Source organism: Pantoea sp. UBA5923 (assembly GCF_002431095.1).
Taxonomy (GTDB): domain Bacteria; phylum Pseudomonadota; class Gammaproteobacteria; order Enterobacterales; family Enterobacteriaceae; genus Pantoea; species Pantoea piersonii.
Genome location: NZ_DJDN01000029.1, coordinates 66,212 through 88,899, shown reverse-complemented (window position 1 = coordinate 88,899; position 22,688 = coordinate 66,212). Strand labels below are relative to the sequence as shown.

The 22,688-nt window shown below is 56.7% G+C and carries 25 protein-coding genes; 12 read left to right on the top strand and 13 right to left on the bottom strand.

What is annotated here, in order from left to right; genetic code table 11:
• The first annotated feature begins 188 nt into the window (after window positions 1–188).
• Window positions 189–674: a ribonuclease E activity regulator RraA gene (rraA, locus tag B3797_RS07755; RefSeq protein WP_120458032.1), complete on the top strand. Its 486-nt coding sequence runs from the start codon at window positions 189–191 to the stop codon at window positions 672–674.
• 55 nt (window positions 675–729) lie between these two features.
• Here rraA and zapB read toward each other — a convergent pair whose 3' ends face one another.
• Window positions 730–969, bottom strand: a complete 240-nt coding sequence (gene zapB / locus B3797_RS07750; RefSeq protein ID WP_311784207.1) for a cell division protein ZapB — start codon at window positions 967–969, stop codon at window positions 730–732.
• 419 nt (window positions 970–1,388) lie between these two features.
• Here zapB and B3797_RS07745 point away from each other — a divergent pair, with 419 nt between their 5' ends.
• From B3797_RS07745 to glpX, 3 genes are all read left to right on the top strand, one after another.
• Complete coding sequence (locus B3797_RS07745; protein ID WP_311784206.1) at window positions 1,389–2,237, top strand: MIP/aquaporin family protein; 849 nt, start codon at window positions 1,389–1,391, stop codon at window positions 2,235–2,237.
• Window positions 2,238–2,264: 27 nt separating this feature from the next.
• The gene (gene glpK, locus B3797_RS07740) at window positions 2,265–3,782 is read left to right on the top strand and encodes a glycerol kinase GlpK (RefSeq protein ID WP_311784205.1); all 1,518 of its coding nucleotides are present in this window, start codon (window positions 2,265–2,267) and stop codon (window positions 3,780–3,782) included.
• A gap of 156 nt (window positions 3,783–3,938) precedes the next feature.
• On the top strand, window positions 3,939–4,949 hold the full coding sequence (gene glpX, locus B3797_RS07735) for a class II fructose-bisphosphatase (protein ID WP_311790785.1): 1,011 nt from the start codon (window positions 3,939–3,941) through the stop codon (window positions 4,947–4,949).
• On the opposite strand, the gene emrD is transcribed toward glpX, so the two are convergent.
• The gene (emrD, locus tag B3797_RS07730) at window positions 4,939–6,129 is read right to left on the bottom strand and encodes a multidrug efflux MFS transporter EmrD (RefSeq protein ID WP_311784204.1); all 1,191 of its coding nucleotides are present in this window, start codon (window positions 6,127–6,129) and stop codon (window positions 4,939–4,941) included. The two genes, glpX and emrD, sit on opposite strands and share 11 nt — an antisense overlap.
• 289 nt (window positions 6,130–6,418) lie before the next feature.
• On the opposite strand from emrD, the gene fpr reads away from it, so the two are divergent.
• The 3 genes from fpr (at window position 6,419) to tpiA (ending at window position 8,760) form a co-directional block, all read left to right on the top strand.
• The gene (fpr, locus tag B3797_RS07725) at window positions 6,419–7,165 is read left to right on the top strand and encodes a ferredoxin--NADP(+) reductase (RefSeq protein ID WP_311784295.1); all 747 of its coding nucleotides are present in this window, start codon (window positions 6,419–6,421) and stop codon (window positions 7,163–7,165) included.
• 117 nt (window positions 7,166–7,282) lie between these two features.
• Window positions 7,283–7,909 (top strand): DUF1454 family protein, encoded by a 627-nt coding sequence (locus B3797_RS07720; protein WP_311784203.1) that lies wholly within the window; start codon window positions 7,283–7,285, stop codon window positions 7,907–7,909.
• A gap of 83 nt (window positions 7,910–7,992) precedes the next feature.
• Complete coding sequence (gene tpiA, locus B3797_RS07715; protein WP_120458045.1) at window positions 7,993–8,760, top strand: triose-phosphate isomerase; 768 nt, start codon at window positions 7,993–7,995, stop codon at window positions 8,758–8,760.
• Window positions 8,761–8,799: 39 nt separating this feature from the next.
• On the opposite strand, the gene B3797_RS07710 is transcribed toward tpiA, so the two are convergent.
• The 6 genes from B3797_RS07710 to cpxP all read right to left on the bottom strand — a co-directional run bounded on the left by B3797_RS07710 (window position 8,800) and on the right by cpxP (window position 14,291).
• Window positions 8,800–9,558 (bottom strand): CDP-diacylglycerol diphosphatase, encoded by a 759-nt coding sequence (locus B3797_RS07710; protein ID WP_311784202.1) that lies wholly within the window; start codon window positions 9,556–9,558, stop codon window positions 8,800–8,802.
• 114 nt (window positions 9,559–9,672) lie between these two features.
• Window positions 9,673–10,662, bottom strand: a complete 990-nt coding sequence (locus tag B3797_RS07705; RefSeq protein WP_120458049.1) for a sulfate ABC transporter substrate-binding protein — start codon at window positions 10,660–10,662, stop codon at window positions 9,673–9,675.
• A gap of 149 nt (window positions 10,663–10,811) precedes the next feature.
• Complete coding sequence (gene pfkA / locus B3797_RS07700) at window positions 10,812–11,774, bottom strand: 6-phosphofructokinase (RefSeq protein ID WP_033754393.1); 963 nt, start codon at window positions 11,772–11,774, stop codon at window positions 10,812–10,814.
• A gap of 206 nt (window positions 11,775–11,980) precedes the next feature.
• Window positions 11,981–12,883: a CDF family cation-efflux transporter FieF gene (gene fieF / locus B3797_RS07695; RefSeq protein WP_311790784.1), complete on the bottom strand. Its 903-nt coding sequence runs from the start codon at window positions 12,881–12,883 to the stop codon at window positions 11,981–11,983.
• A gap of 209 nt (window positions 12,884–13,092) precedes the next feature.
• Window positions 13,093–13,272, bottom strand: coding sequence for a general stress protein (locus B3797_RS07690; RefSeq protein ID WP_081137847.1), 180 nt, complete (start codon window positions 13,270–13,272; stop codon window positions 13,093–13,095).
• A gap of 509 nt (window positions 13,273–13,781) precedes the next feature.
• Window positions 13,782–14,291 carry a cell-envelope stress modulator CpxP gene (gene cpxP, locus B3797_RS07685; protein WP_311784199.1) on the bottom strand — a complete coding sequence of 170 codons (510 nt, stop codon included), beginning with the start codon at window positions 14,289–14,291 and terminating at the stop codon, window positions 13,782–13,784.
• Window positions 14,292–14,440: 149 nt separating this feature from the next.
• Here cpxP and cpxR point away from each other — a divergent pair, with 149 nt between their 5' ends.
• From cpxR to trmL, 3 genes are read left to right on the top strand one after another with little or no spacing between them, the layout of a single operon-like run.
• Window positions 14,441–15,139 carry an envelope stress response regulator transcription factor CpxR gene (gene cpxR, locus B3797_RS07680; protein ID WP_120458055.1) on the top strand — a complete coding sequence of 233 codons (699 nt, stop codon included), beginning with the start codon at window positions 14,441–14,443 and terminating at the stop codon, window positions 15,137–15,139.
• Entirely contained in the window at window positions 15,136–16,515 is a 1,380-nt protein-coding gene (gene cpxA / locus B3797_RS07675) for an envelope stress sensor histidine kinase CpxA (protein ID WP_311784198.1), read from the top strand. The genes cpxR and cpxA overlap by 4 nt, the downstream gene beginning before the upstream one ends.
• A 35-nt stretch (window positions 16,516–16,550) precedes the next feature.
• Window positions 16,551–17,021: a tRNA (uridine(34)/cytosine(34)/5-carboxymethylaminomethyluridine(34)-2'-O)-methyltransferase TrmL gene (gene trmL, locus B3797_RS07670; protein ID WP_311790783.1), complete on the top strand. Its 471-nt coding sequence runs from the start codon at window positions 16,551–16,553 to the stop codon at window positions 17,019–17,021.
• On the opposite strand, the gene cysE is transcribed toward trmL, so the two are convergent.
• From cysE to B3797_RS07645, 5 genes are all read right to left on the bottom strand, one after another.
• On the bottom strand, window positions 17,018–17,839 hold the full coding sequence (gene cysE / locus B3797_RS07665) for a serine O-acetyltransferase (protein WP_120458060.1): 822 nt from the start codon (window positions 17,837–17,839) through the stop codon (window positions 17,018–17,020). The genes trmL and cysE overlap by 4 nt on opposite strands.
• Before the next feature lie 67 nt (window positions 17,840–17,906).
• On the bottom strand, window positions 17,907–18,923 hold the full coding sequence (gpsA, locus tag B3797_RS07660; protein WP_409373360.1) for an NAD(P)H-dependent glycerol-3-phosphate dehydrogenase: 1,017 nt from the start codon (window positions 18,921–18,923) through the stop codon (window positions 17,907–17,909).
• Window positions 18,923–19,390, bottom strand: coding sequence for a protein-export chaperone SecB (gene secB / locus B3797_RS07655; protein ID WP_311784196.1), 468 nt, complete (start codon window positions 19,388–19,390; stop codon window positions 18,923–18,925). Before secB ends, gpsA begins: the two co-directional genes overlap by 1 nt.
• Before the next feature lie 37 nt (window positions 19,391–19,427).
• Window positions 19,428–19,682: a glutaredoxin 3 gene (grxC, locus tag B3797_RS07650; protein WP_033754368.1), complete on the bottom strand. Its 255-nt coding sequence runs from the start codon at window positions 19,680–19,682 to the stop codon at window positions 19,428–19,430.
• A 20-nt stretch (window positions 19,683–19,702) separates the two neighbouring features.
• Window positions 19,703–20,134 (bottom strand): rhodanese-like domain-containing protein, encoded by a 432-nt coding sequence (locus B3797_RS07645; RefSeq protein WP_081137831.1) that lies wholly within the window; start codon window positions 20,132–20,134, stop codon window positions 19,703–19,705.
• Between the two features lie 254 nt (window positions 20,135–20,388).
• Here B3797_RS07645 and envC point away from each other — a divergent pair, with 254 nt between their 5' ends.
• Together envC and B3797_RS07635 are read left to right on the top strand one after the other, a co-directional pair.
• The gene (gene envC, locus B3797_RS07640; protein ID WP_311784195.1) at window positions 20,389–21,690 is read left to right on the top strand and encodes a murein hydrolase activator EnvC; all 1,302 of its coding nucleotides are present in this window, start codon (window positions 20,389–20,391) and stop codon (window positions 21,688–21,690) included.
• Entirely contained in the window at window positions 21,691–22,596 is a 906-nt protein-coding gene (locus B3797_RS07635; protein ID WP_311784194.1) for a divergent polysaccharide deacetylase family protein, read from the top strand. It begins immediately after the preceding gene.
• The last annotated feature ends 92 nt before the right edge of the window (window positions 22,597–22,688 follow it).

The following is a 22,688-nucleotide window of genomic DNA, read 5'->3' as shown; positions in this document are numbered from 1 at the left end:
ACGAAGATCTCAGCCGCTTTATCCTGTAATTCCGTTTTTCAATGCGCTTGCGCAAAGCCCGGCCACTGCGCCGGGCTTTTATTTTCTGCATGCTGCTGATGCAGCGCCTTTTTTCCGCTGATGATTTTGCCAACAATCCGCAACTGGCGGTATACTTACCGCTCCTGTGGCAAACAGATGAACCCATCATGAAATACGATACCTCTGAACTCTGCGACATCTATCATGAAGAAGTGAACGTTGTTGAACCACTTTTTTCAAACTTTGGTGGCCGCACCTCATTTGGTGGTCAGATAACCACAGTGAAATGTTTTGAAGACAACGGCCTGCTCTACGACCTGCTGGAAGAGAACGGACGGGGCCGCGTGCTGGTGATTGACGGCGGCGGCTCGGTGCGGCGCGCGCTGGTTGATGCGCAGCTGGCTCGCCTGGCGGTTGAAAATGAATGGGAAGGCCTGGTGGTTTACGGCTCCGTACGTCAGGTAGACGACCTGGAGGAGCTGGAGATCGGCATTCAGGCGATTGCCGCTGTTCCGGCGGGCGCGGCGGGCGAAGGCATCGGGGAAAGCGATGTGCGCGTTAACTTCGGCGGCGTTACCTTCTTCTCCGGCGACCATCTCTATGCCGACAATACCGGCATTATCCTTTCTGAAGATCCGCTCGATATCGAGTAGCGTCAGAAACGAAAACGGGAGCGCATCGCTCCCGTTTTTCATTCTACTGAGGCGCTTACACCTCTTCCATTTTTCCCAGCAGTGCACGCAGGCGATCCTGCCACAGATGCTGCTCTTCCTTAAGCTGCTGATTTTCACGCACCAGCGAGTCGTGATTGCCCGCGGCCTGTTGCGCTTCGTTTCTCAGCGCGTTGTTCTGCTCTTTCAGCTCTTCGATTTCCATCTGCAGCAGGGTGATGGTATCAATCGCCTGCTGTACTTTCGCTTCCAGTTTCTCGAATACTTCAAATGACATCTTTCTGACCTCTCCTAAATTCTCGCAGGGCGTTGATGATGCCAGCCTTAGCGCATGACGCCCTGTATCAGCCAGGCCAGCAACAATGTTTCCGATTGTATGTAGCCTGATAGCGCAAGTCCAGCGACGTGGGCGCTGCGAGCGCAGTCTGTACCATTTTTCGGCTTATGCCTGGAGCCTGACCGCCAGACGCGAGCCTGACTAAAAACGAAGCGGTTAAAAAGATGAAATGATGTTTCATGAAAGCCAAAAGGCGCGAAAACGCGCATTTTTTTGACTCAGCACACAGATTTAGATTTCGCTATTTCTCGTTTATGCTCGTTAACGATAAATTCACATCAGCCCTACAAGAGAGCTGGGTGGCTCATGGATTGAGAACAAAAACTGATAAAATTTAACCTCGCTTCAGGAATACCATTATGAGTCAGACAACGAACACACTGAAAGGGCAGTGCATCGCCGAATTTATTGGGACCGGCTTAATTATCTTTTTTGGCGCAGGCTGCGTGGCCGCGCTGAAAGTCGCTGGTGCCGCCTTCGGACAATGGGAAATATGCATTGTCTGGGGACTTGCCGTCTCCATGGCCGTTTACCTTACCGCCGGCGTATCTGGCGCTCATCTTAACCCTGCCGTCACGGTGGCGCTTTGTCTGTTCGCCAACTTTGAAGGGCGTAAGGTGGTTCCCTATATTCTGGCGCAGGTCGCAGGCGCATTCTGCGCAGCCGCGCTGGTTTACGGCCTTTATTACAATCTGTTTTTCGATTACGAGCAGAGTCACCAGATGGTGCGCGGTACGGTTCAGAGCCTGGATCTCGCCGGTATCTTCTCAACCTACCCTAACCCGCATATCAGCGTGGGACAGGCGTTTCTGGTTGAAATGGTGATTACAGCGGTATTGATGGCGGTGATCATGGCGCTGACCGACGATGGCAACGGCGTACCTCGCGGTCCGCTGGCGCCGCTGTTGATCGGTCTGCTGGTAGCCGTTATCGGCGGTTCCATGGGCCCGCTGACCGGCTTCGCCCTTAACCCGGCGCGTGATTTCGGACCCAAGCTGTTCGCCTTCTTCGCTGGTTGGGGTAACGTTGCCTTCACGGGCGGTAAAGATATCCCCTACTTCCTGGTACCGATCTTTGGCCCGTTAGTGGGAGCCTGTCTGGGCGCCTTCTCCTATCGCGCACTGATTGGTCGCCATCTGCCGGGCGCAGTAGTGGCCAGCAGCAAATCAGAAAAACCGGTCGCACGCGCTGAGCAGCGTAAAGCGTAAGTTTCACCTTTTCATCGGGAATGCATTATGACAACGACTACTGATAAAAAATATATTGTTGCGCTCGACCAGGGCACCACCAGCTCACGCGCCGTTGTGCTGGATCATGACGCCAATATCGTTGCGGTATCGCAGCGTGAATTTACCCAGATCTACCCTAAAGCCGGCTGGGTTGAACATGACCCGATGGATATCTGGGCATCCCAGAGCTCTACGCTGGTAGAGGTGCTGGCGCACGCCGACATCCGTTCTGATGAGATCGCCGCAATCGGCATCACCAACCAGCGTGAAACTGCCATCGTCTGGGACAAAGAGACCGGCAAGCCGATCTATAACGCTATCGTGTGGCAGGATCCGCGCACCGCGGACTACTGCAATAAGCTGAAAAAAGAGGGTCTGGAAGAGTATATCCAGCACACCACCGGCCTGGTGATTAACCCCTACTTCTCCGGCACCAAGGTTAAATGGATCCTCGACCATGTAGAAGGCGCGCGTGAACGCGCGAAGCGCGGCGAGCTGCTGTTCGGCACCGTGGATACCTGGCTGGTGTGGAAAATGACCCAAGGCCGCGTGCATATTACCGATCACACCAACGCCTCGCGTACCATGATGTACAACATTCACAAGCTGGAATGGGATCAGCGTATGCTGGAGATCCTCGACATTCCGCGTGAAATGCTGCCGGAAGTGAAAGGCTCTTCGGAAGTTTACGGTCAGACCAACATCGGCGGTAAAGGCGGTACGCGTATTCCTATCGCTGGTATCGCAGGCGACCAGCAGGCGGCGCTCTACGGCCAGCTCTGCGTTCAGCCGGGCATGGCGAAAAACACCTACGGCACCGGCTGCTTTATGCTGATGAACACCGGCACCGAAGCGGTAACTTCATCGCATGGCCTGCTGACCACCATCGCCTGCGGCCCGCGCGGCGAAGTGAACTATGCGCTGGAAGGCGCAGTGTTTATCGGCGGCGCCTCTATTCAGTGGCTGCGTGACGAGATGAAGCTGATCAGCGACTCTACCGACTCTGAATACTTCGCTCTTAAGGTTAAAGATACCAACGGCGTCTATATGGTTCCGGCCTTTACCGGTCTGGGCGCGCCCTACTGGGATCCCTATGCACGCGGCGCGATTTTCGGCCTGACGCGCGGCGCTAATGCTAACCACATTATTCGCGCCACGCTGGAGTCTATCGCCTACCAGACGCGCGACGTGCTGGAAGCGATGCAGAACGACGCCAATACACGCCTGCAGTCGCTGCGCGTGGATGGCGGCGCGGTAGCGAACAACTTCCTGATGCAGTTCCAGTCCGACATTCTCGGCACACGCGTTGAGCGTCCGGAAGTGCGTGAAGTTACCGCGCTGGGCGCCGCCTATCTGGCGGGGCTGGCTGTGGGCTTCTGGGGCGACCTGGAAGAGGTTCGCGCCAAGGCGGTTATCGAACGTGAATTCCGCCCAAGCATCGAGACCACCGAGCGCAACGTTCGTTACGCCGGCTGGAGAAAAGCTGTGGCTCGCGCGCAGGCGTGGGAAGAACACGACGAGTAATGCACCGTCCCGCGTCCTTACGCGGGATGTTTTACTCGCTGACCACGGCCTTTCGCCGACACGCTTTCTGAGCACTCTGCGCCCGCGACCCTGTCGCGGGCTTTTTTTTGCCCTTCCCCGCTATGCTACACTGCCCTTTTTCATCAGGTGCAGGCCATGAAACGAGAACTTGCCATAGAATTTTCCCGCGTGACCGAAGCGGCAGCCTTAGCTGGCTATCGCTGGCTGGGTCGCGGCGACAAAAACAGCGCCGACGGCGCCGCTGTCCACGCTATGCGACACGTCCTGAACACCATTGATATCGACGGCCAGATTGTGATCGGCGAAGGGGAAATCGATGAAGCGCCGATGCTCTATATCGGCGAAAAGGTCGGCAGCGGACGCGGCGACGCGGTAGATATCGCAGTCGATCCGATCGAAGGCACGCGCATGACTGCGATGGGCCAGGCTAACGCGCTGGCGGTGCTGGCAGTCGGCGACAAAGGCAGTTTTCTGCACGCGCCGGATATGTATATGGAAAAGCTGATTGTCGGCCCGGCGGCGCGGGGTCATATCGATCTCAACCTGCCGCTGGAGACCAATCTGCGTAATATCGCGACGGCACTGGGCAAGCCGCTGACGCAGCTGACGGTTTCTATTCTGGCGAAACCGCGCCACGACGCGATCATCGCGCAGCTACAACAGCTTGGCGTACGCGTGTTTGCGTTCCCGGACGGCGACGTGGCGGCCTCTATCCTTACCTGTATGCCTGACAGCGAAGTCGACGTGCTCTACGGCATCGGCGGCGCGCCAGAGGGCGTGGTGTCGGCGGCGGTGATCCGCGCGCTGGATGGCGATATGCAGGGCCGCCTGCTGCCGCGTCATCAGGTCAAAGGCGAGAGCGAAGAGAATCGCCGCATCGGCGAGCAGGAGCTGGCGCGCTGCGACGAGATGGGAATTAAGGCGGGCGAAGTGTTACCGCTGGCGCGTATGGCGCGCAACGATAACGTTATCTTCGCAGCCACCGGCATTACCAGCGGCGACCTGCTGAAAGGCATTACGCGTCAGGGCAATATCGCCACCAGCGAAACGCTGCTTATCCGTGGTAAATCGCGCACTATTCGCCGCATTCAGTCGATCCACTACCTGGCTCGCAAAGACGCGGCGCTGCACCCTTTTATCCTGTAACCGTACCGCTTTGGCTCTCCGGCTGCCGCGACAGCGGCAGCCAGCAGAGCAGCATCACCAGCGCGGTGGCGAACATTAACATGCCCAGGCTGAACTGGTCGCGCTGCGGCAGCAGTGCGGACGCCCACGCCACCACGCCTGAGCCCAGATTCTGCAAACCGCCAATCAGCGCGCCTGCACTACCCGCCAGCCACGCGTAGGGCTCCATCGCGCCTGAGGTCGCCAGCGGAAACAGCATGCCCGCGCCGAAAAAGAAGAGCGCAGCGGGCACCAGCAGCGTCCAGATATTCATTACGCCGAACCATGCCGGGATCCACATCAGCGCCCCGGCCAGCAGACAGCTGTTGACGCCGGTCCACATCAGGCTGTGCCATGAGCGCGCCTCGCGTCCGGCAAACCACGCGCCGAAAAAGGCGGCGGGAATAGGCAGAATAAACAGAATACTGACGGTGAACGCATCCAGTCCGAGCACCCCGCCCAGCAGCACGCCGCAGCTCGCTTCAAATACCGCAATCCCCGCCAGCGCGCCGATAAGCAGCAGAATAAAGCGCACGAAGCTGGCGTCGCTCAGAAGACGCTGGTAGCGGCGGAAAAAGGGCGTTACGTCGCCGCCTTGCGGCCGCGTTTCCGGCAGCCAGCGCGCCATCGCGCCCGTTACCGTGACGCAGAGCAGCAGTAAAAAGGCGAAACAGGCGTGCCAGCCGAACAGCTTCGTCAGCAGCGCGCCGATGACCGGCGCGAGCAGCGGGCTGACCAGCAGCCCCATATTGAGCAGGCTGTTAGCCTGACGCAGCGCAACGCCCGCATAGAGATCGCGCGGCATGGTGCGCGCCATCACGCCCGCCACGCCGGTGCCCAGTCCCTGGATGGCGCTGCCCAGCACCAGCACGTTCAGCGACGGCGCCAGCATAGAGGTCACGGCGCCGATCATAAAGATCGTCATGCCAGCGAGGATCACCGGACGGCGTCCAATGCTGTCAGAGAGCGGGCCATAGATCAGCTGCGATCCGCCATAGGTCATCAGATAGGCCGCCATCACGCGCTGCATTGTGCCGTTGTGCACGTTAAGCGCGTCCGCCATGTCAGCCATCGCCGGTACATAGATAGTTTGCGCCATCTGCCCAACCGCCAGCATTAAAATCAACATCAGCAGCAGCGGCCGATTTTCCATCTTCTTCATCGACATCTCGGTCTAGGAAATAAGGTTAATTCAGCAGCAAAACGCGCTGCATTGAGATAATGACGGGCAAAATATCAGGATTACGTGACAAATCGAGAGGCGGGCGTAAAGCTGCAGAAGAAGGCGCGTCAAGTTTTCGTACCACCCTGTCAATCCAGGGCAACGGCGTGTTGAGGCGTGCGGTGCATTTGTCGATTAGAGCCTAAAAACCGGCGCGCGGGTGGAAAATCCATCGAGCAGCCGCGATGATATCTCTGTGCCTGAAAAATCAACGACCAGGAGAGTAATGATGGCCGAATGGGTCAATGCGCAAGTAAAGGAAGTGAAAAACTGGACAGATGCGCTGTTCAGTCTGCGGGTGCACGCACCGATCGATACTTTCACCGCCGGACAGTTCGCTAAGCTGGCGCTGGAGATAGACGGCGAACGCGTGCAGCGCGCTTACTCTTACGTTAACGCGCCCAGCGATCCGCTGCTGGAGTTCTATCTGGTCACTGTGCCGGAGGGCAAGCTGAGCCCGCGTCTGCAGGCGCTTAAGCCAGGCGACACTGTAATGGTGACAAAGGAGGCCGCCGGCTTTTTTGTACTGGATGAGATCCCGCCGTGTAAAACCTTATGGATGCTGGCTACCGGTACGGCGATTGGCCCCTATCTCTCTATTCTGCAACAGGGCGAAGGCCTGGATCGCTTCGACCATATCGTGCTGGTGCACGCGGTGCGCTATGCCGCGGATCTCAGCTACCTGCCGCTGATGCAGTCGCTGCAGCAGATCTATAACGGCAAGCTGCGTATTCAGACGGTAGTGAGCCGTGAAAACGCCACCGGCTCGCTGACCGGCCGCGTGCCGGCGCTGATAGAGAGCGGCGAACTGGAGCGCGCGGTAGGCCTGCCGATAGAGCCGGAATCGGGTCATATTATGCTGTGCGGCAACCCGCAGATGGTGCGCGATACCCAGCAGCTGCTGAAAGAGACGCGTGACATGCGCAAGCATCTCAAGCGTAAACCGGGACATATCACCAGTGAGCACTACTGGTAAGCGGTGCTGCGATGCGGTAAATCTTATCTAAGGGCAAATTTTGCCCGTTGTGCTTTTGACTTTCGCAGATAAAAACCGTTCTAATTTGGCACTAAGTTTACTGGTAGAGCCTACGAAATGAAGAATTTGCCTGGCGCATTGTTGCTGAGTCTTGCGCTTACGGCTTCGGCATTCGCTGCCGATCTCCCGCTGCGCGAGCGTAGCGAGTCCGTGCCTGCCGCGCCCTATTTGCTGGCGGGCGCGCCTACCTTTGATATGACCATCGGCCAGTTCCGCGAAAGGTATAACGCCGCCAACGCTGACCTGCCGCTGATGGAGTATCGCGCCATCGACAACAAAAACGACAGCAGCCACCTGACGCGCGCGGCGAGTAAAATCAGCGAAACGCTTTACGCCTCCACCGCACTGGAACAGGGTACCGGGAAAGTGAAAACGCTCCAGCTGACCTGGCTGCCAGTGCCGGGACCGGATCAGAAAGCCTCACAGGAGAAAGCGATGGCTTATATGACCGCGTTGCTGCGCTTTTTTGTTTCCGGTCTCTCGCCGGAGGAGGCGCGACAAAAGCTGAACGCGCTACTGAGCGAGGGCAAAGGCGCGCGCTATTTTTCCCGCACCGAAGGCGCGCTGCGTTTCGTCGTAGCGGATAACGGCGACAAGGGGCTGACCTTCGCCATTGAGCCGATAAAACTCACGCTGCCGCCTGTCGATCAGGGCGGCAAAAATGACGAAAAGCAAAGCCATTGACCTGAGAGATCTCTATACTGTCTGGCAGTCTACGCTGCCTGACGGCAGTGCAATTTAATGAATCGCGTAACGCGGAGGATAGAATGCGACATCCATTGGTTATGGGTAACTGGAAACTGAATGGCAGCAAGCAGATGACGGGCGAGCTGATCGAAGGCCTGCGCAAAGCGCTTTCCGGCGTTGACGGCTGCGGCGTCGCGATCGCACCGCCGGCTATCTATCTCGACCAGGCGAAACATGCCATCTCCGGCAGCCATATTGCCCTTGGCGCGCAGAACGTCGACGTAAACCTGTCCGGCGCTTTTACCGGCGAAACCTCCGCGGAAATGCTGAAAGATATCGGCGCGAAATATATCATTATCGGTCACTCTGAGCGTCGTACTTACCACAAAGAGAGCGACGAGTTCATCGCGAAGAAATTCGCCGTGCTGAAAGCGGCTGGCCTGGTACCGGTGCTGTGCATTGGTGAAACCGAAGCGGAAAACGAAGCGGGCCAGACTGAAGAAGTGTGCGCGCGTCAGATCGACGCGGTGCTGGAAACCCAGGGCGCAGAAGCCTTTAACGGCGTTGTTATCGCCTATGAGCCGGTCTGGGCTATCGGCACAGGCAAATCAGCTACCCCGGCGCAGGCGCAGGCGGTACACAAATTTATTCGCCAGCACATCGCGAAGAAAGACGCTGCGGTCGCCGAGCAGGTGATCATTCAGTACGGCGGTTCTGTTAACGACAAGAACGCGGCTGAACTCTTTACCCAGCCGGATATCGACGGCGCGCTGGTAGGCGGCGCCTCGCTGAAGGCTGATGCCTTCGCCGTTATCGTTAAAGCAGCGGCAGAAGCGAAAAAAGCGTAATGTCAGCTAGTAATAAAGGCGGCCTGCAGGCCGCCTTTTTTATTGCCGTAAAATCTCGCAGCTGTGGTCCTGCAACTCCTCCGCCGATCCCCGGTTTAGCAACAGCCAGTTGCGCTCAAGCGCCATCAGCGCCAGACGCCCGTCCGGCAGTGCCGCCAGCGCCAGGCCATATTTGCCCATCTCGCTGCGCGCATCAGGAATTTCATTTGCCACGCGGATAAAAAGGCTCTGCTGCGTCAGCTCCGGCAGCGTTAGCGTACGTATCAGGTAATCGTGCTGACGCAGCCTTTCCGTTTGCCAGCGGCTGGATAGCGCAGGCGCAAGGCTGTCCAGCGTGCGGCGCACGTCGGGACGCAGGCAGGAAATATGGATATGCAGCTGATTCTGGGTGCGGCCATACTGAGCGTTAATTGCCAGCGACAGCGCGCTGTCTGCGATGGGCGCGCCACGCCGCGCCGCCAGCTGTGCGCGCGACTGCCAGGCGAAAGCGAAAAAGTTGGGCGTGGCGGGATCCAGCAGCGCCGGACTTTCCATGCCGGTGATTTTCGCCAGCGGGATCAGCAGATACTGCAGCGGCCCGTTCAGATCTTTTAGCAGCGCATAGCCCTGATCGAGCGCGACGCGCTGGCAGGGCGCGGGGCTGCCCGTTGCGCGCTGATTCGGCTCGCATTTTTCGCTGACGATCTGCCACAGCGCATCGCTGTTTTTATGCAGGTGGAGAGCGGCGATCGCTAAGCCGCTTATAAGGAGCAACAGCAGCAGTGCAATCAGGCCCAGCGCACGGCGACGTTCCCGCATAGCAATGTTCCTCTTTCAGCTTTTGCCCGAATCCTCGCCTGGCCGCCGCCGAATGTCACGCACAAATAAAAAGGGCCAGCTTGCTGGCTGGCCCCCCTTACTGCATTTTTACGGTTAAGGCTTCATCACCTGATCGTAGGTGCCGCCATCGGCGAAGTGCGTTTTCTGCGCCTGCGTCCAGCCGCCGAACTTATTGTCGATGGTGAACAGCTTCACCGGCGCGAAGGTACTGGCGAATTTCTTCGCTACTTCCGCATCACGCGGGCGATAGAAGTTCTGCGCCGCAATGGTCTGGCCTTCCGGCGAGTAGAGGTACTTCAGGTAGGCCTCTGCAACTTTGCGCGTGCCCTGCCCGTCTACCACCTTATCGACTACGGAAACGGTCGGCTCGGCCAGAATAGATTCGCTCGGCGTGACGATTTCAAATTTGTCTTTACCCAGCTTATCAACCGCCAGGTAAGCTTCGTTTTCCCAGGCGATCAGCACGTCGCCAATGCCGCGCTCTACGAAGGTGTTAGTCGCGCCGCGCGCGCCAGAGTCCTGAACCTCGACGTTTTTAAACAGCGCTTTTACGTAAGCCAGCGCTTTCGCCTGATCGCCGTTGTTTTGATCCAGCGCCCAGCCCCATGCGGCCAGATAGTTCCAGCGCGCGCCGCCTGAGGTTTTCGGGTTCGGCGTGATGACTGAAACGCCTGGCTTGATCAAATCTGGCCAGTCGTGAATGCCTTTCGGATTGCCTTTACGCACCAGGAAGACAATGGTGGAGGTGTAAGGTGCGGAGTTGTCCGGCAGACGTTTGATCCAGTTCTTATCGATACGGCCGCGTTCGGCGATGGCATCGACGTCGGACTGCAGCGCCAGCGTAACGACATCGGCGCGAATGCCGTTAATTACGGAAGTCGCCTGTTTGCCTGAGCCGCCGTGGGACTGGCGGATCACGACGTTATCGCCGGTTTCTTGCTTATAGTGTGCGGCGAAGGCCTTATTGTACTGCTCGTACAACTCGCGCGTCGGATCGTAAGAGACGTTTAGCAGCTGGTAATCCTTTGCCAGAACGCTGGCTGAGGCCAGCAGAAGGGTAATTCCGATACTCCACTTTTTCATTATGCACGCTCCCGATGTCATCTGGCCGGTAGCGTGACATAAACCATTTTAGAGCTAAAAGAATTAAAAATAAGCAGTTATAACCGGCTGGAATATAGACAGCTAAAATAAAGGCGTGCCTGTAGAGCACGCCTGAAATTGGCTGTAAATCAGTAGAGCTTCTTCGCCGTTTCCAGCCAGTCGCGCTTAAACGGACGCTTCATATTTTCGATAGCGTCGATAATGTCGTGATGCACCATCTTCTCGTTCTGGATACCGACGCAGCGACCGCCGTAGCCCTGCAGCAGCAGTTCAATTGCATAGGCGCCCATACGCGATGCCAGGATACGGTCGTAAGCGCAAGGCGCGCCGCCGCGCTGAATATGGCCGAGCACAGTAGCGCGCGTTTCGCGTTTGGTTTCCGCTTCGATGTACTTCGCCAGATCGTCGATATCGCAGATATGCTCTGTGATCGCCACGATCGCGTGTTTTTTGCCTTTCGCGATGCCCGCTTTAATTTCCATTACCAGCTCTTCGCGGGTGTACGGAATTTCCGGCAGCACGATAAATTCGCAGCCGCCCGCAATTGCCGCCGCCAGCGTCAGGTCGCCGCAGTAGCGTCCCATCACTTCGACAATAGAGATACGCTGATGCGAAGAAGAGGTATCGCGCAGACGGTCGATCGCTTCGACCACGGTCTCCAGCGCGGTGAAGTAGCCGATGGTGTAGTCAGTACCCGCTACATCGTTATCAATGGTGCCAGGCAGGCCGATACAGGGGAAGCCCATTTCAGTCAGGCGCTTCGCGCCCATATAGGAGCCGTCGCCGCCGATGACGACCAGCGCATCGATGCCGCGCTTTTTCATATTCTCAATCGCGACCTGGCGGACTTCGTCGTTACGGAATTCCGGAAAGCGCGCCGATCCCAGAAAGGTGCCGCCGCGGTTAATCATGTCAGACACGCTATAGCGGTCGAGATTAATCATACGGTCTTCATACAGTCCCAGATAGCCGTCATAGATACCAAAAACTTCCAGTCCTTCGCTCAGCGCTGATCGCACAACGCCGCGAATGGCTGCGTTCATGCCGGGGGCGTCGCCGCCGCTGGTCAATACACCAATTTTTTTGATCATGACAACCTCTGGATTGTTAAAACGAAAAGTTAATCCTGCCTGTCGTGCGCCGCTAAGCGGCATATCGTTATGCGCGACCCGTGATGGCAGATAGTATATCAAAGGCTTGCTGCTGAATTGATTCAGGTCAGACAAGTTTTCACTAAATTTTTTGCATATATGTTAGCGCTTCGTCATTTTAAATAGATAAAACTGATTCAATCAGGTTAAAAGCCCGGTGAATCTTGCTGTTCGATTGCCACTACCGAGCAGGGATCCTGGTGAATAATCACGTCCGAGCCGGGGAATCGCTTACGCAGCGCCTTTTCAACCTGATCCGCTACGCGATGCGCCTGAACCAGCGGTAAATTGTCATCCAGCTCCAGATGCAGCTGTATAAATTTAGTCGGTCCTGACTGGCGCGTACGCACATCGTGCACCCCCTCTACGCCGGGCCAGTTCAGTGCGAGATTCAGAATAATATTGTGCTCTTCTTCAGGAAGCGCGCGATCCAGCAGCGCCTGTACGGCGTCGTAACCCATACGCAGCGCGCTGTACAAGATAAAAACGCCGATGCCCAACGCGAACAGCGCATCCGCGCGCGTAAAGCCATAGCTGCTCAGGGCAAGAGCGATGAGGATAGCGCCGTTCATGATGACGTCGGACTGGTAATGCAGCATATCGGCGCGGATCGCCTGACTGTGCGTGTGGCGGACGACCCAGCGTTGAAACGCCACCAGCAGCAGGGTCGAACAGAGCGCCACAACGGTGACGACCACCCCAACCAGCGGCGCGCGCAGCGTACCTGGCGAAGCCAGATGCTGAAGACCGGTTAAAAACAGGAACAGAGCCGAGCCGGAGATAAACATGCTCTGCGCCAGCGCCGCCAGCGACTCCGCTTTGCCATGACCAAAGGTATGGTCGGCGTCAGCAGGCTGCAGCGCATAGCGCACTACCAGAAGGTTTGTCAGCGAGGCGGCGATATCCACCAGCGAATCCACCAGGCCAGCCAGCAGGCTGACGGAGCCGGTATACCACCAGGCAAAAATTTTTACGATAAGCAGGCAGCTCGCCAGAGTAGTCGCCGCCAGCGCTGCGCGCTTTACCAGACGGGCATAGGTGGGTTGCATAGTTTGCTCCCTGAGCCATTACAGGCATGCACCCGAAATAAAGGAATGGCTAAAGTTTAACATCCAGACTGTCGCTGCGCATAAATCCTCTGTCACCAGGAAGAGGAAAGCTGTCAAAGCACTATAAAAAAACAAACCCCGTCCTCAGGGAGGACGGGGCATCATTTCCCGCTCGGAAAATGCACGAGTACAGCTGAGCTCGTTAAAAATCAGGAAGAGCTGCGGCCGCCGCCGTGGCTGTTCTGACCGCCTTTTTTGCCCGCTTCAGAGGCTTTTTCACGGTCATTTTTGAAGTTACCGCCGCTGTTTTGTCCGCCTTTTTTACCAGCTTCAGAGGCTTTCTGCGGGTTATCTGCGAAATTGCCTGAACCACCACGATGTTCTGCCATAACTTACTCCGTTAATATATTCAGATTGATTTACGTAATGTGGTTAATGCACTCCATTTAAATTCCCGGGATGTGCGCTTTCCTTGCTGCGACAGGATTAAGTGTAGAGGTAACCTGAGATAATTCAAGAAACGGCAAAAATGAATAAACTTATGATTTTAAACCTTATTTAATATATAAGTAAAACTTATTTGCTTATTATCATATATTTAAATAATTCACCGTATCGCTTTATTTATTTTCTTCGCCTCGCTTATTTCTGTATTTACCCGACATTACTTAGCCACTCAAAAAAAAACAAACGAGACGCGGGAAAATATATTTCCGACAATTAGTTGAATATTTAAGGGGTTAGTCCCTTTCTTAAATGGAGTGTTAATAGCTTTATGGCGACATTCAACGCAGGTTGACACAGCGGCCAGAAACGCGCAAAAAAGGCAAAAAAACCCCGCCATCATGGCGGGGAAGACAGGGATGGTGTCTATGGCAAGGAAAACAGGGATACTATGTTACTGGTTACTGCTGGTACTACTCACTGCTTGCAGCGATGACGCTGACTGCAAATTTGAGAGCTTGCGTAACTCGGCGAGGCGCCGCTCGTAATTCTTCTGCAATACGGCCTGCTGCGCCGGCGTTAGCAAGTGGTACATCTGGTTACGAATGCGCGCCATCTCGACATGCTGTTCGACCTGCGCCTGAGCGATTTTCTCAGCCTGAGCGCGGATAGCCGCTTCGTTAAAATTGTCTGCCGTAATCAGCCCATGCATGTTTTCGATATCGCCGATGCTGACAGGGGAACGTTCATATCGCGCCTGCTGCATCAGGTCTCGCATCTGCTGACGTTGTTCTTCTGTCAGATCAATGCCGTCGAACATGTGGCTTTGCGGATTTTGCGTCATACTGCCTGTCGTCAATCCGCCGTGATGCATTTCGTCAATCGTCGTCGTGTCTGCTGCTCCTGCGCTGGCGTGATTGAGAACCATCGCTGAGGCAATGACGACGGCGGTTACTGTGCGCATCGTTTACTCCAGTTCGTTCCGTTTTACGATTCAACGAGAACCAGTGTACGGCGACAGCTGCAAACATCCGTCAGGGGGTGTAAAACTACGTAAAGCGTTGGATTGACGAGTCAGGAACACGGTATTTTGCCTGCGGAGGGCAATAAAAAATGAATAAAATCCTGTTGGTTGACGATGATCGCGAATTGACTTCGCTGCTTAAAGAACTGTTAGAAATGGAAGGGTTTGAAGTGGTAGTTGCCAGCGACGGCGAACAGGCGTTGAGCCTGCTGGACAACTCCATCGATCTGCTTTTGCTCGATGTGATGATGCCGAAAAAGAACGGCATCGACACGCTGAAAGAGCTACGCCAGCAACATCAGACGCCCGTCATTATGTTAACCGCGCGCGGTAGCGAGCTGGATCGCGTGCTGGGACTTGAACTGGGTGCGGATGACTATCTTCCTAAGCCCTTTAACGATCGCGAGCTGGTAGCGCGTATCCGCGCCATCTTGCGCCGCTCTAACTGGAGCGAACAGCAACAGCAGCACGACAGCAGCTCGCCGACGCTGGAAGTGGACTGCCTGCGCCTTAATCCGGGCCGTCAGGAAGCCAGCTTCGACAGCCAGACGCTGGATCTCACCGGTACGGAGTTCACCCTGCTCTATCTGCTGGCGCAGCATCTTGGCCAGGTCGTCTCACGCGAACACCTGAGCCAGGAAGTGCTTGGCAAGCGTCTGACGCCGTTCGATCGCGCCATCGATATGCATATCTCCAACCTGCGCCGTAAACTGCCCGAGCGCCGTGACGGCCACCCATGGTTTAAAACCCTGCGCGGCCGCGGCTATCTGATGGTTTCAGCTTCATGATTGGCAGCCTTACCACCCGCATCTTCGCCATTTTCTGGTTAACTCTGGCGCTGGTGTTGATGCTGGTGTTGATGGTGCCCAAGCTGGACTCCCGTCAGATGGCGTCGCTGCTCGATAGTGAGCAGCGACAGGGCACAATGATTGAACAGCATGTGGAAGTGGAGCTGGCGCAGGATCCGCCCAACGATTTGATGTGGTGGCGGCGACTCTCGCGCGCCATCGACAAATGGGCGCCACCGGGACAGCGTTTGCTGCTGGTTACCAGCGAAGGCCGTGTGATTGGCGCGCAGCATAATGAAATGCAGGTAATTCGTAACTTTATCGGGCAGTCCGATAACGCCGATCATCCTCAGAAAAAGAAATATGGCCGTATTGAAATGGTCGGCCCCTTTGCCGTACGCGACGGCGAAGATAACTATCAGCTTTACCTGATTCGACCGGCGACCAGCTCGCAGCTCGATTTTATTAATCTGCTGTTTGACCGCCCATTGCTGCTGCTGATTGTCACCATGCTGATCAGCTCACCGCTGCTGCTGTGGCTGGCGTGGAGCCTGGCGCGTCCGGCGCGCAAGCTTAAATATGCGGCGGATGAAGTCGCCAGCGGCAATTTGCGCCAGCATCCGGAACTGGAATCTGGCCCGCAGGAATTCCTTGCCGCCGGCTCCAGCTTTAACCAGATGGTGAGCGCGCTCGAAAGAATGATGACGTCGCAACAGCGTCTGCTGTCAGATATCAGCCATGAACTGCGCACGCCGCTGACGCGTCTGCAGCTCGCCACAGCGCTGCTGCGCCGCCGTCACGGCGAAGGCAAAGAACTGGAGCGAATCGAGGTAGAAGCGCAGCGTCTGGACGGCATGATTAACGATCTGCTGGTGCTGTCGCGTACCCAGCACAAGAACGCGCTGGTCAGCGAGGCGATAAAGGCGAATCAGCTCTGGAACGACGTGCTGGAAGACGCGAAATTCGAAGCCGAGCAGATGGGTAAACAGCTCGACGTGCCCTATCCGCCAGGCCCCTGGCCGCTTTACGGCAACCCGCATGCGCTGGAGAGCGCGCTGGAAAACATCGTGCGAAACGCGCTGCGCTACTCGCACTCGCATATCAGCGTCAGCTTCTCGGTGGATATCAGCGGCCTGACGGTACACGTTGACGATGACGGTCCGGGCGTCAGCCCTGAGGATCGCGAACAGATATTCCGTCCCTTCTACCGTACCGATGAGGCGCGCGACCGCGAGTCCGGCGGAACGGGGCTGGGCCTGGCGATTGTCGAGACTGCGATTCAACAGCATCGCGGCTGGGTAAAAGCTGACGACAGCCCGCTTGGCGGCCTGCGCCTGACGCTCTGGCTGCCGCTCTACTCCTCCAGCCGACAATAATTTGCTATGCTTCGGCCCTCGTTATCGGGGGCCTTATGCTTAACATCGTCTTATTTGAACCAGAAATCCCACCTAATACCGGCAATATTATCCGCCTCTGCGCGAATACCGGCTTTCACCTGCATCTGATTGAGCCGCTCGGTTTCGCCTGGGATGACAAACGGCTGCGCCGCGCCGGTCTCGACTATCACGAATTTACCGCGATTAAGAAGCATGAGAGCTACGACGCTTTTCTGCGCGTAGAGCAGCCGGAGCGGCTGTTTGCGCTGACCACCAAGGGTACGCCAGCGCACAGCGCGGTCAGCTACCAGGCGGGTGATTATCTGCTGTTTGGTCCGGAAAGTCGCGGCTTGCCAGCCGAAATCCTTAACGCGCTGCCGGCAGAGCATAAAATCCGCATCCCTATGCGCGCAGAGAGTCGCAGCATGAATCTGTCGAACGCGGTATCGGTCGTGGTGTATGAAGCCTGGCGCCAGCTTGATTACGCAGGCGCGCGGCTCAGTTAGATCCCGTCTCCAAACTCAAAGCCCGGTACGGTGCCGTTGAAGTGTTGATCCATATCCATCGAAGGTTTATCGCTCGCCGGTTTGCCGACGATGCGCGCCGGTACGCCTGCCGCGGTAGTATGCGGAGGCACCGGCTGCAATACCACTGAGCCCGCGCCGATTTTTGCGCCGCGCCCTACTTCGATATTGCCGAGGATTTTCGCGCCTGCGCCAATCATCACGCCTTCGCGGATTTTCGGGTGGCGATCGCCGCTGGTTTTACCGGTACCGCCAAGCGTGACCGACTGAAGAATAGAAACGTCGTTCTCCACCACCGCCGTTTCGCCGATAACGATGCCGGTCGCATGGTCAAGCATAATGCCATGACCAATGTGCGCCGCCGGATGGATATCCACGGCAAAGGAGACGGAGATTTGGTTTTGCAGGTAGACCGCTAACGCGCGACGCCCTTCGTTCCAGAGCCAGTGGCCGATACGATACGCCTGCAGCGCATGGAAGCCTTTGAGATAGAGCAGCGGCGTAGAGTATTTATCTACCGCCGGGTCGCGCTGGCGTACCGCCTGGATATCGTGCGCGGCCGAGGCGATCATTGAGGGATCCTGACGATAGGCCTCCTCAACGATTTCGCGAATGGCGATAGCGGGCATAATGGGATTGGAGAGCTTGTTCGCTAGCATATAGCTCAGAGCGCTGCCGAGGTTCTCGTGCTTCAACAAAGTCGCATGAAAAAAGCTGGCCAGCATCGGCTCGCAATCGGCCAGCGCGCGCGCTTCCGCTTTGATGTTGTTCCAGACCAGTTCTAATTCATCAGACGACATTGCGGTTTTCTCCCGATAAAAAAAGCGCCTGGATGGCGCTACAGGTAACAATGCTGCGCATCCTGCATCAGCTTGTACTGTTTTCGTCCTTCCTTGTACGGCCTAACAGGCTTAATGCTGCCTCTCGCGCCGGTTTTCCGCAATAGAGCACCTGGTAGATTTGCTCGGTAATCGGCATTTCAACGCCGACACGCGCTGCCAAAGCTCTGACTTCTTTGGTATTTTTGAAACCTTCTACAACTTGTCCGATAATGCGCTGCGCGTTCTCGACCTCTTCGCCCTGTCCCAACATCAGGCCGAAACGACGGTTACGCGACTGATTATCGGTACAGGTCAGCACCAGATCGCCTAAGCCAGCCATGCCCATAAAGGTGGTGGGATCGGCACCCAGCGCGGCGCCGAGTCGGCTCATTTCTGCCAGGCCGCGCGTGATCAGGGCGGTACGCGCATTCGCACCGAAACCGATGCCGTCAGAGATGCCTGCGCCGATGGCGATAACGTTTTTCACCGCGCCGCCAAGCTGTACGCCGATAAAATCAGGATTGTTATAGACGCGGAAGCTCTTGCCGCAGTGCAGCTTTTGCTGCAGATCCTCGGCAAAGGTGGCATCGGTCGCCGCCAGCGCAATCGCGGTCGGCAGGCCTGCAGCCAGCTCTTTGGCGAAGGTCGGCCCAGAGATCACCGCAAGCGGCGTATCATCGCCCAGGATCTCACGCGCCACATCCTGCAGCAGTCTTCCGGTCTCTCTTTCCAGCCCTTTGGTCGCCCAGACGATGCGCGATTCGGGGCGCAGATGTGGTTTAATCTGCCTCAGCACCTCACCAAATACATGGCTTGGCACGACGACCAGCAGATCGCGGCTGGCCGCAATGGCGCTGGCTAAATCAGGCTCAAGCTCAAGATTATCGGGAAAAGGCACGTCGGGAAGAAAAGCGCTGTTGCAGCGCTCGGCCTGCAGCTGCGCCAGATGCGCGGGATTGTGTCCCCACAGCAGCACAGGATTGCCGTTGCGGGCTAAGGTAATGGCCAGAGCGGTGCCGTACGAGCCGGCACCGATGACGCTAATCGAAGCGTGTGTAGTCATCAGGCATCCTGATGTGGTTCGGCACCTTCGCCTTGCTGCTGCTGCAGATAGTTCATGAACAGCGCATCAAAGTTGACCGGCGCCAGGTTAAGCTGCGGGAAGGTGCCGCGAGAGACCAGGCTGGTGATGCATTCGCGCGCGTACGGGAACAGGATGTTCGGGCAATAAGCGCCCAGGCAGTGTGCCATCTGCGTGCCTTCGATGCCGCTGATGGTGAAAATGCCCGCCTGCTGAACTTCACACAGGAATGCGGTTTCTTCGCCAACGCTGGCGGTAACGGTCACGCGCAGCACCACTTCATAAACTTCGTCAGCCAGCTGTGATGACGCAGTATCCAGATCCAGCTTCACTTCCGGTTCCCACTCTTTCTGGAAAACCTGCGGCGCGTTCGGCGCTTCGAAGGAAACGTCTTTGGTGTAAACGCGTTGAATCTGGAATTGCATTTCGTTGGTGTTTTGTTCTGACATCTGACTAAGTCCTGTGAGTTGAAAAATCCTGCGCCGCTTACGCCTGCAGTAGCGGATCTAATCCTTCACGACTGTCCAGCGCGTAAAGGTCGTCGCAGCCGCCAATGTGCTGCGCATCAATGAAAATCTGAGGCACTGTAGTGCGGCCGCTGCGTTTGATCATCTCTTCGCGTTTCGCGGCGTTCCCGTCGATAGGGATCTCCTGAAACGACACACCTTTTTGACTCAACAGCGCCTTCGCCCGGTGGCAGAAAGGACAGGTCGCTTTGGTGTAAATCTCGACATTCGCCATGTTGCGTACCTCAGTAGATGTTATTTTCCGCGTACCAGCGGAAGGTTGTCTCCGCTCCAGCCGCTGATGCCGTCTTTCAGTACGGTCACCTGGCTAAAGCCGGCAGCGCTCAGTTTTTCAGCCGGTTCGCTTGCGCTCTGACCGGTCGCGCACACCACAATTATGGGCTGGGCTTTATGCTTTTCCAGCTCGCCAAAGCTGCCTTTTTTGATATCTGCCGCCGCCACGTTCAGCGCGCCAGAAATATGTCCTTTGCGGTAATCGTCACGCGACCGCACGTCTACTACTACCGCCTCTTCTTTGTTAATCAGGCGGGTTGCTTCACCGCGGCTGATAACTTTCACCTTTGAAAACATACCTTTAAAGGTGGTCACAATCACCAGAACCAGTAAAACGACCCATGCCAGACTAAGGATGGTGTGATTGCTTGCAAACTGCATAATTTCTTGCATGAGGGGTAAAGACTCCAGACCGGGCTAATTAAGCTAAAAACAAGGGTTCTGAGTATACCTGCGCCACTTCTCATGTACAGACGCTAAGCAGCCAGAGTTACGATTTGTGCGTCATTTTCTAAAAAAAATTGCCGTATAGCAAAAATGACGTAACCCTTATGCGAGATCGGGAGAAATACCGACATCTTTGGAAAAGGAAATCCAGTGGCGTTGCGCTGGTAAGCGGCTGTTCATCGTGGAATAATCACTGGCCTATGAAGGGAAAAGCGACTGTTTTAGCCACAAGGACTCGTCACAGCGGAAAGAAACGCCCGTTGCCTGCACACCTGTCCACTCTCTCCTTCAGCCTGCTTTGCGCGGGCGTACTGTTATTGCCTGTGGCTGCGCATAGCGCCGACGACAGCAAATCGCAGCTAAAATCCATCCAGCAAAATATCGCCGAAAAAGAGAAAAGCGTTAAGGCGCAAAAAATCGCGCGCAGCAAGCTGCTCGATCAGCTGCAAAGCGAGGAAAAAGTGATTGCGCAGGCGAGCCGCCAGCTGCGTGAAACCCGCAACAGCCTGAACGCCCTTAACAGCGAAATCAGCCAGCTTACCGCTTCGATAGCGCGGCTGGAAAAACAGCAGTCGCATCAGGAAAGTCTGCTGGCTCAGCAGCTCGATGCGGCGTTCCGTCAGGGCAAGCATAACGGCGTACAGCTACTGCTTGGCGGCGAAGAGAGCCAGCGCAGCGAACGTATTCTCGCCTATTTTGGCTATCTCAACGACGCGCGTCAGCAGAGCATCGACGCGCTGCAAAAAACCCGCCAGACGCTGGGCGAGCAAAAGACGTCGCTGGAGCAGAAACAGCAGCAGCAAAAAACGCTGCTGGCCCAGCAGCAAGGCCAGCAGGAGAAGCTGCAGCAGGCGAGCGCGGCGCGTAAGAAGACGCTGAGCGCGCTGGAAAACGCGCTAGAGAAAGATCAGGCCGATCTGGTAGAGATGCGGCAGAACGAAAGCCGTCTGCAGGACAAAATTGCCCGGGCCGAACGCGAGGCGCGCGAGCGCGCTGCACGAGAAGCGCGCGAGGCGGAAAAAGTGCGTCAGCGTCAGGCGCAGGCGAAAGCCAAAGGTTCTACCTACCAGCCGACGCAGAGCGAGCGCGAACTGGTGGCGCGTACCGGGGGCCTTGGCCGCGCAGGCGGACAGGCGATGTGGCCGGTGCGCGGACGTATTGAACACCGCTTCGGCGAGCAGCTGCAGGGCGAGCTGCGCTGGAAGGGGCTGGTAATCGATGCGCCGGAAGGTTCCGAAGTTAAAGCGATAGCCGACGGCCGCGTGCTGATGGCTGACTGGTTGCAGGGTTACGGACTGGTGGTCGTGCTGGAACACGGCAAAGGCGATATGAGCCTCTACGGCTATAACCAGAGTGCGCTGGTGAGCGTGGGTGCCCAGGTGAAGGCCGGACAGCCTATCGCCCTGGTGGGCACCAGCGGCGGACGCGGTACGCCATCGCTCTATTTTGAAATCCGACGTCAGGGACAGGCCGTCAATCCACTCCCGTGGTTAGGAAGGTAAGTGTTTTTTCAACGTCCCCATCTCGCCGCCGTTATCGGCGGACTGCTACTGAGCTGCGCCGCCCATGCGGGTAAGCTCGCCATCGTTATCGACGATTTCGGCTATCGGCCTTCTGAAGAGAATAAAGTGCTGCAGATGCCCGCCGCGATCTCCGTCGCGGTGCTGCCTGACGCGCCCGGCGCGCGTTCGATGGCGATTAAGGCGCATCAGGGCGGTCATGAAGTATTAATCCATCTTCCCATGGCGCCGCTCAGCAAGCAGCCGCTGGAAAAAGATACGCTGACGCCGGAGATGAGCAGCGAAGAGATCGCGCGCATCCTGCGCAACGCAGTCAATAACGTGCCTTACGCCGTTGGGCTGAATAACCATATGGGCAGTAAAATGACATCCAGCCTGCCCGGTATGGTGAAGATGATGCAGGCACTTAATCAGTACAATTTTTACTTTCTCGACAGCATGACCATCGGCAACAGCCAGTCGGTGCCCGCCGCGCAAGGCACGCGTGTGAAGGTGCTGAAGCGCCGCGTTTTTCTGGACGACAGCCAGGATATTGACGCGATTCGTCAGCAGTTTGCGCGAGCGGTGAAGCTGGCGCAGCGCGACGGCTACGCTATCGCTATTGGCCATCCACATCCTAATACGGTGCGCGTGCTGCAGCAGATGCTGCCGACGCTGCCTGCGGATATCACGCTGGTGCGTCCGAGCCAGCTGCTGAATGAGCCGCTGCACAGCGGGACGTCTCCGGTTAAGCCGCAGCCGCGACCGCGTCCGCAGAAACCGGTCTTCCAGCCGCCTGGCGTATGTCAGGTGCAGCCGCAGCCGGTTCCGGCGACGAAAGCGCTTGGCGTAGTGTGGGAGAGCGTTAGCCAGAGCGTCATCGCACAAAGGCTAAAAGAGCTTTTCTAAAAAGCGATTTCTTTCGGCCGCGCAGCCTTAACATTCTTTTCTGAACAGAAATCACTATAATCCGAGCGAGCTACGCAGACCGGTTATAAGGA

What these genes read in the sequence shown, in the direction of transcription:
- rraA (WP_120458032.1), top strand. Translation starts at nt 189, where the DNA reads ATGAAATACGATACCTCTGAACTCTGCGACATCTATCATGAAGAAGTG.
- zapB (WP_311784207.1), bottom strand. Translation starts at nt 969, where the DNA reads ATGTCATTTGAAGTATTCGAGAAACTGGAAGCGAAAGTACAGCAGGCG.
- B3797_RS07745 (WP_311784206.1), top strand. Translation starts at nt 1,389, where the DNA reads ATGAGTCAGACAACGAACACACTGAAAGGGCAGTGCATCGCCGAATTT.
- glpK (WP_311784205.1), top strand. Translation starts at nt 2,265, where the DNA reads ATGACAACGACTACTGATAAAAAATATATTGTTGCGCTCGACCAGGGC.
- glpX (WP_311790785.1), top strand. Translation starts at nt 3,939, where the DNA reads ATGAAACGAGAACTTGCCATAGAATTTTCCCGCGTGACCGAAGCGGCA.
- emrD (WP_311784204.1), bottom strand. Translation starts at nt 6,129, where the DNA reads ATGAAGAAGATGGAAAATCGGCCGCTGCTGCTGATGTTGATTTTAATG.
- fpr (WP_311784295.1), top strand. Translation starts at nt 6,419, where the DNA reads ATGGCCGAATGGGTCAATGCGCAAGTAAAGGAAGTGAAAAACTGGACA.
- B3797_RS07720 (WP_311784203.1), top strand. Translation starts at nt 7,283, where the DNA reads ATGAAGAATTTGCCTGGCGCATTGTTGCTGAGTCTTGCGCTTACGGCT.
- tpiA (WP_120458045.1), top strand. Translation starts at nt 7,993, where the DNA reads ATGCGACATCCATTGGTTATGGGTAACTGGAAACTGAATGGCAGCAAG.
- B3797_RS07710 (WP_311784202.1), bottom strand. Translation starts at nt 9,558, where the DNA reads ATGCGGGAACGTCGCCGTGCGCTGGGCCTGATTGCACTGCTGCTGTTG.
- B3797_RS07705 (WP_120458049.1), bottom strand. Translation starts at nt 10,662, where the DNA reads ATGAAAAAGTGGAGTATCGGAATTACCCTTCTGCTGGCCTCAGCCAGC.
- pfkA (WP_033754393.1), bottom strand. Translation starts at nt 11,774, where the DNA reads ATGATCAAAAAAATTGGTGTATTGACCAGCGGCGGCGACGCCCCCGGC.
- fieF (WP_311790784.1), bottom strand. Translation starts at nt 12,883, where the DNA reads ATGCAACCCACCTATGCCCGTCTGGTAAAGCGCGCAGCGCTGGCGGCG.
- B3797_RS07690 (WP_081137847.1), bottom strand. Translation starts at nt 13,272, where the DNA reads ATGGCAGAACATCGTGGTGGTTCAGGCAATTTCGCAGATAACCCGCAG.
- cpxP (WP_311784199.1), bottom strand. Translation starts at nt 14,291, where the DNA reads ATGCGCACAGTAACCGCCGTCGTCATTGCCTCAGCGATGGTTCTCAAT.
- cpxR (WP_120458055.1), top strand. Translation starts at nt 14,441, where the DNA reads ATGAATAAAATCCTGTTGGTTGACGATGATCGCGAATTGACTTCGCTG.
- cpxA (WP_311784198.1), top strand. Translation starts at nt 15,136, where the DNA reads ATGATTGGCAGCCTTACCACCCGCATCTTCGCCATTTTCTGGTTAACT.
- trmL (WP_311790783.1), top strand. Translation starts at nt 16,551, where the DNA reads ATGCTTAACATCGTCTTATTTGAACCAGAAATCCCACCTAATACCGGC.
- cysE (WP_120458060.1), bottom strand. Translation starts at nt 17,839, where the DNA reads ATGTCGTCTGATGAATTAGAACTGGTCTGGAACAACATCAAAGCGGAA.
- gpsA (WP_409373360.1), bottom strand. Translation starts at nt 18,923, where the DNA reads ATGACTACACACGCTTCGATTAGCGTCATCGGTGCCGGCTCGTACGGC.
- secB (WP_311784196.1), bottom strand. Translation starts at nt 19,390, where the DNA reads ATGTCAGAACAAAACACCAACGAAATGCAATTCCAGATTCAACGCGTT.
- grxC (WP_033754368.1), bottom strand. Translation starts at nt 19,682, where the DNA reads ATGGCGAATGTCGAGATTTACACCAAAGCGACCTGTCCTTTCTGCCAC.
- B3797_RS07645 (WP_081137831.1), bottom strand. Translation starts at nt 20,134, where the DNA reads ATGCAAGAAATTATGCAGTTTGCAAGCAATCACACCATCCTTAGTCTG.
- envC (WP_311784195.1), top strand. Translation starts at nt 20,389, where the DNA reads ATGAAGGGAAAAGCGACTGTTTTAGCCACAAGGACTCGTCACAGCGGA.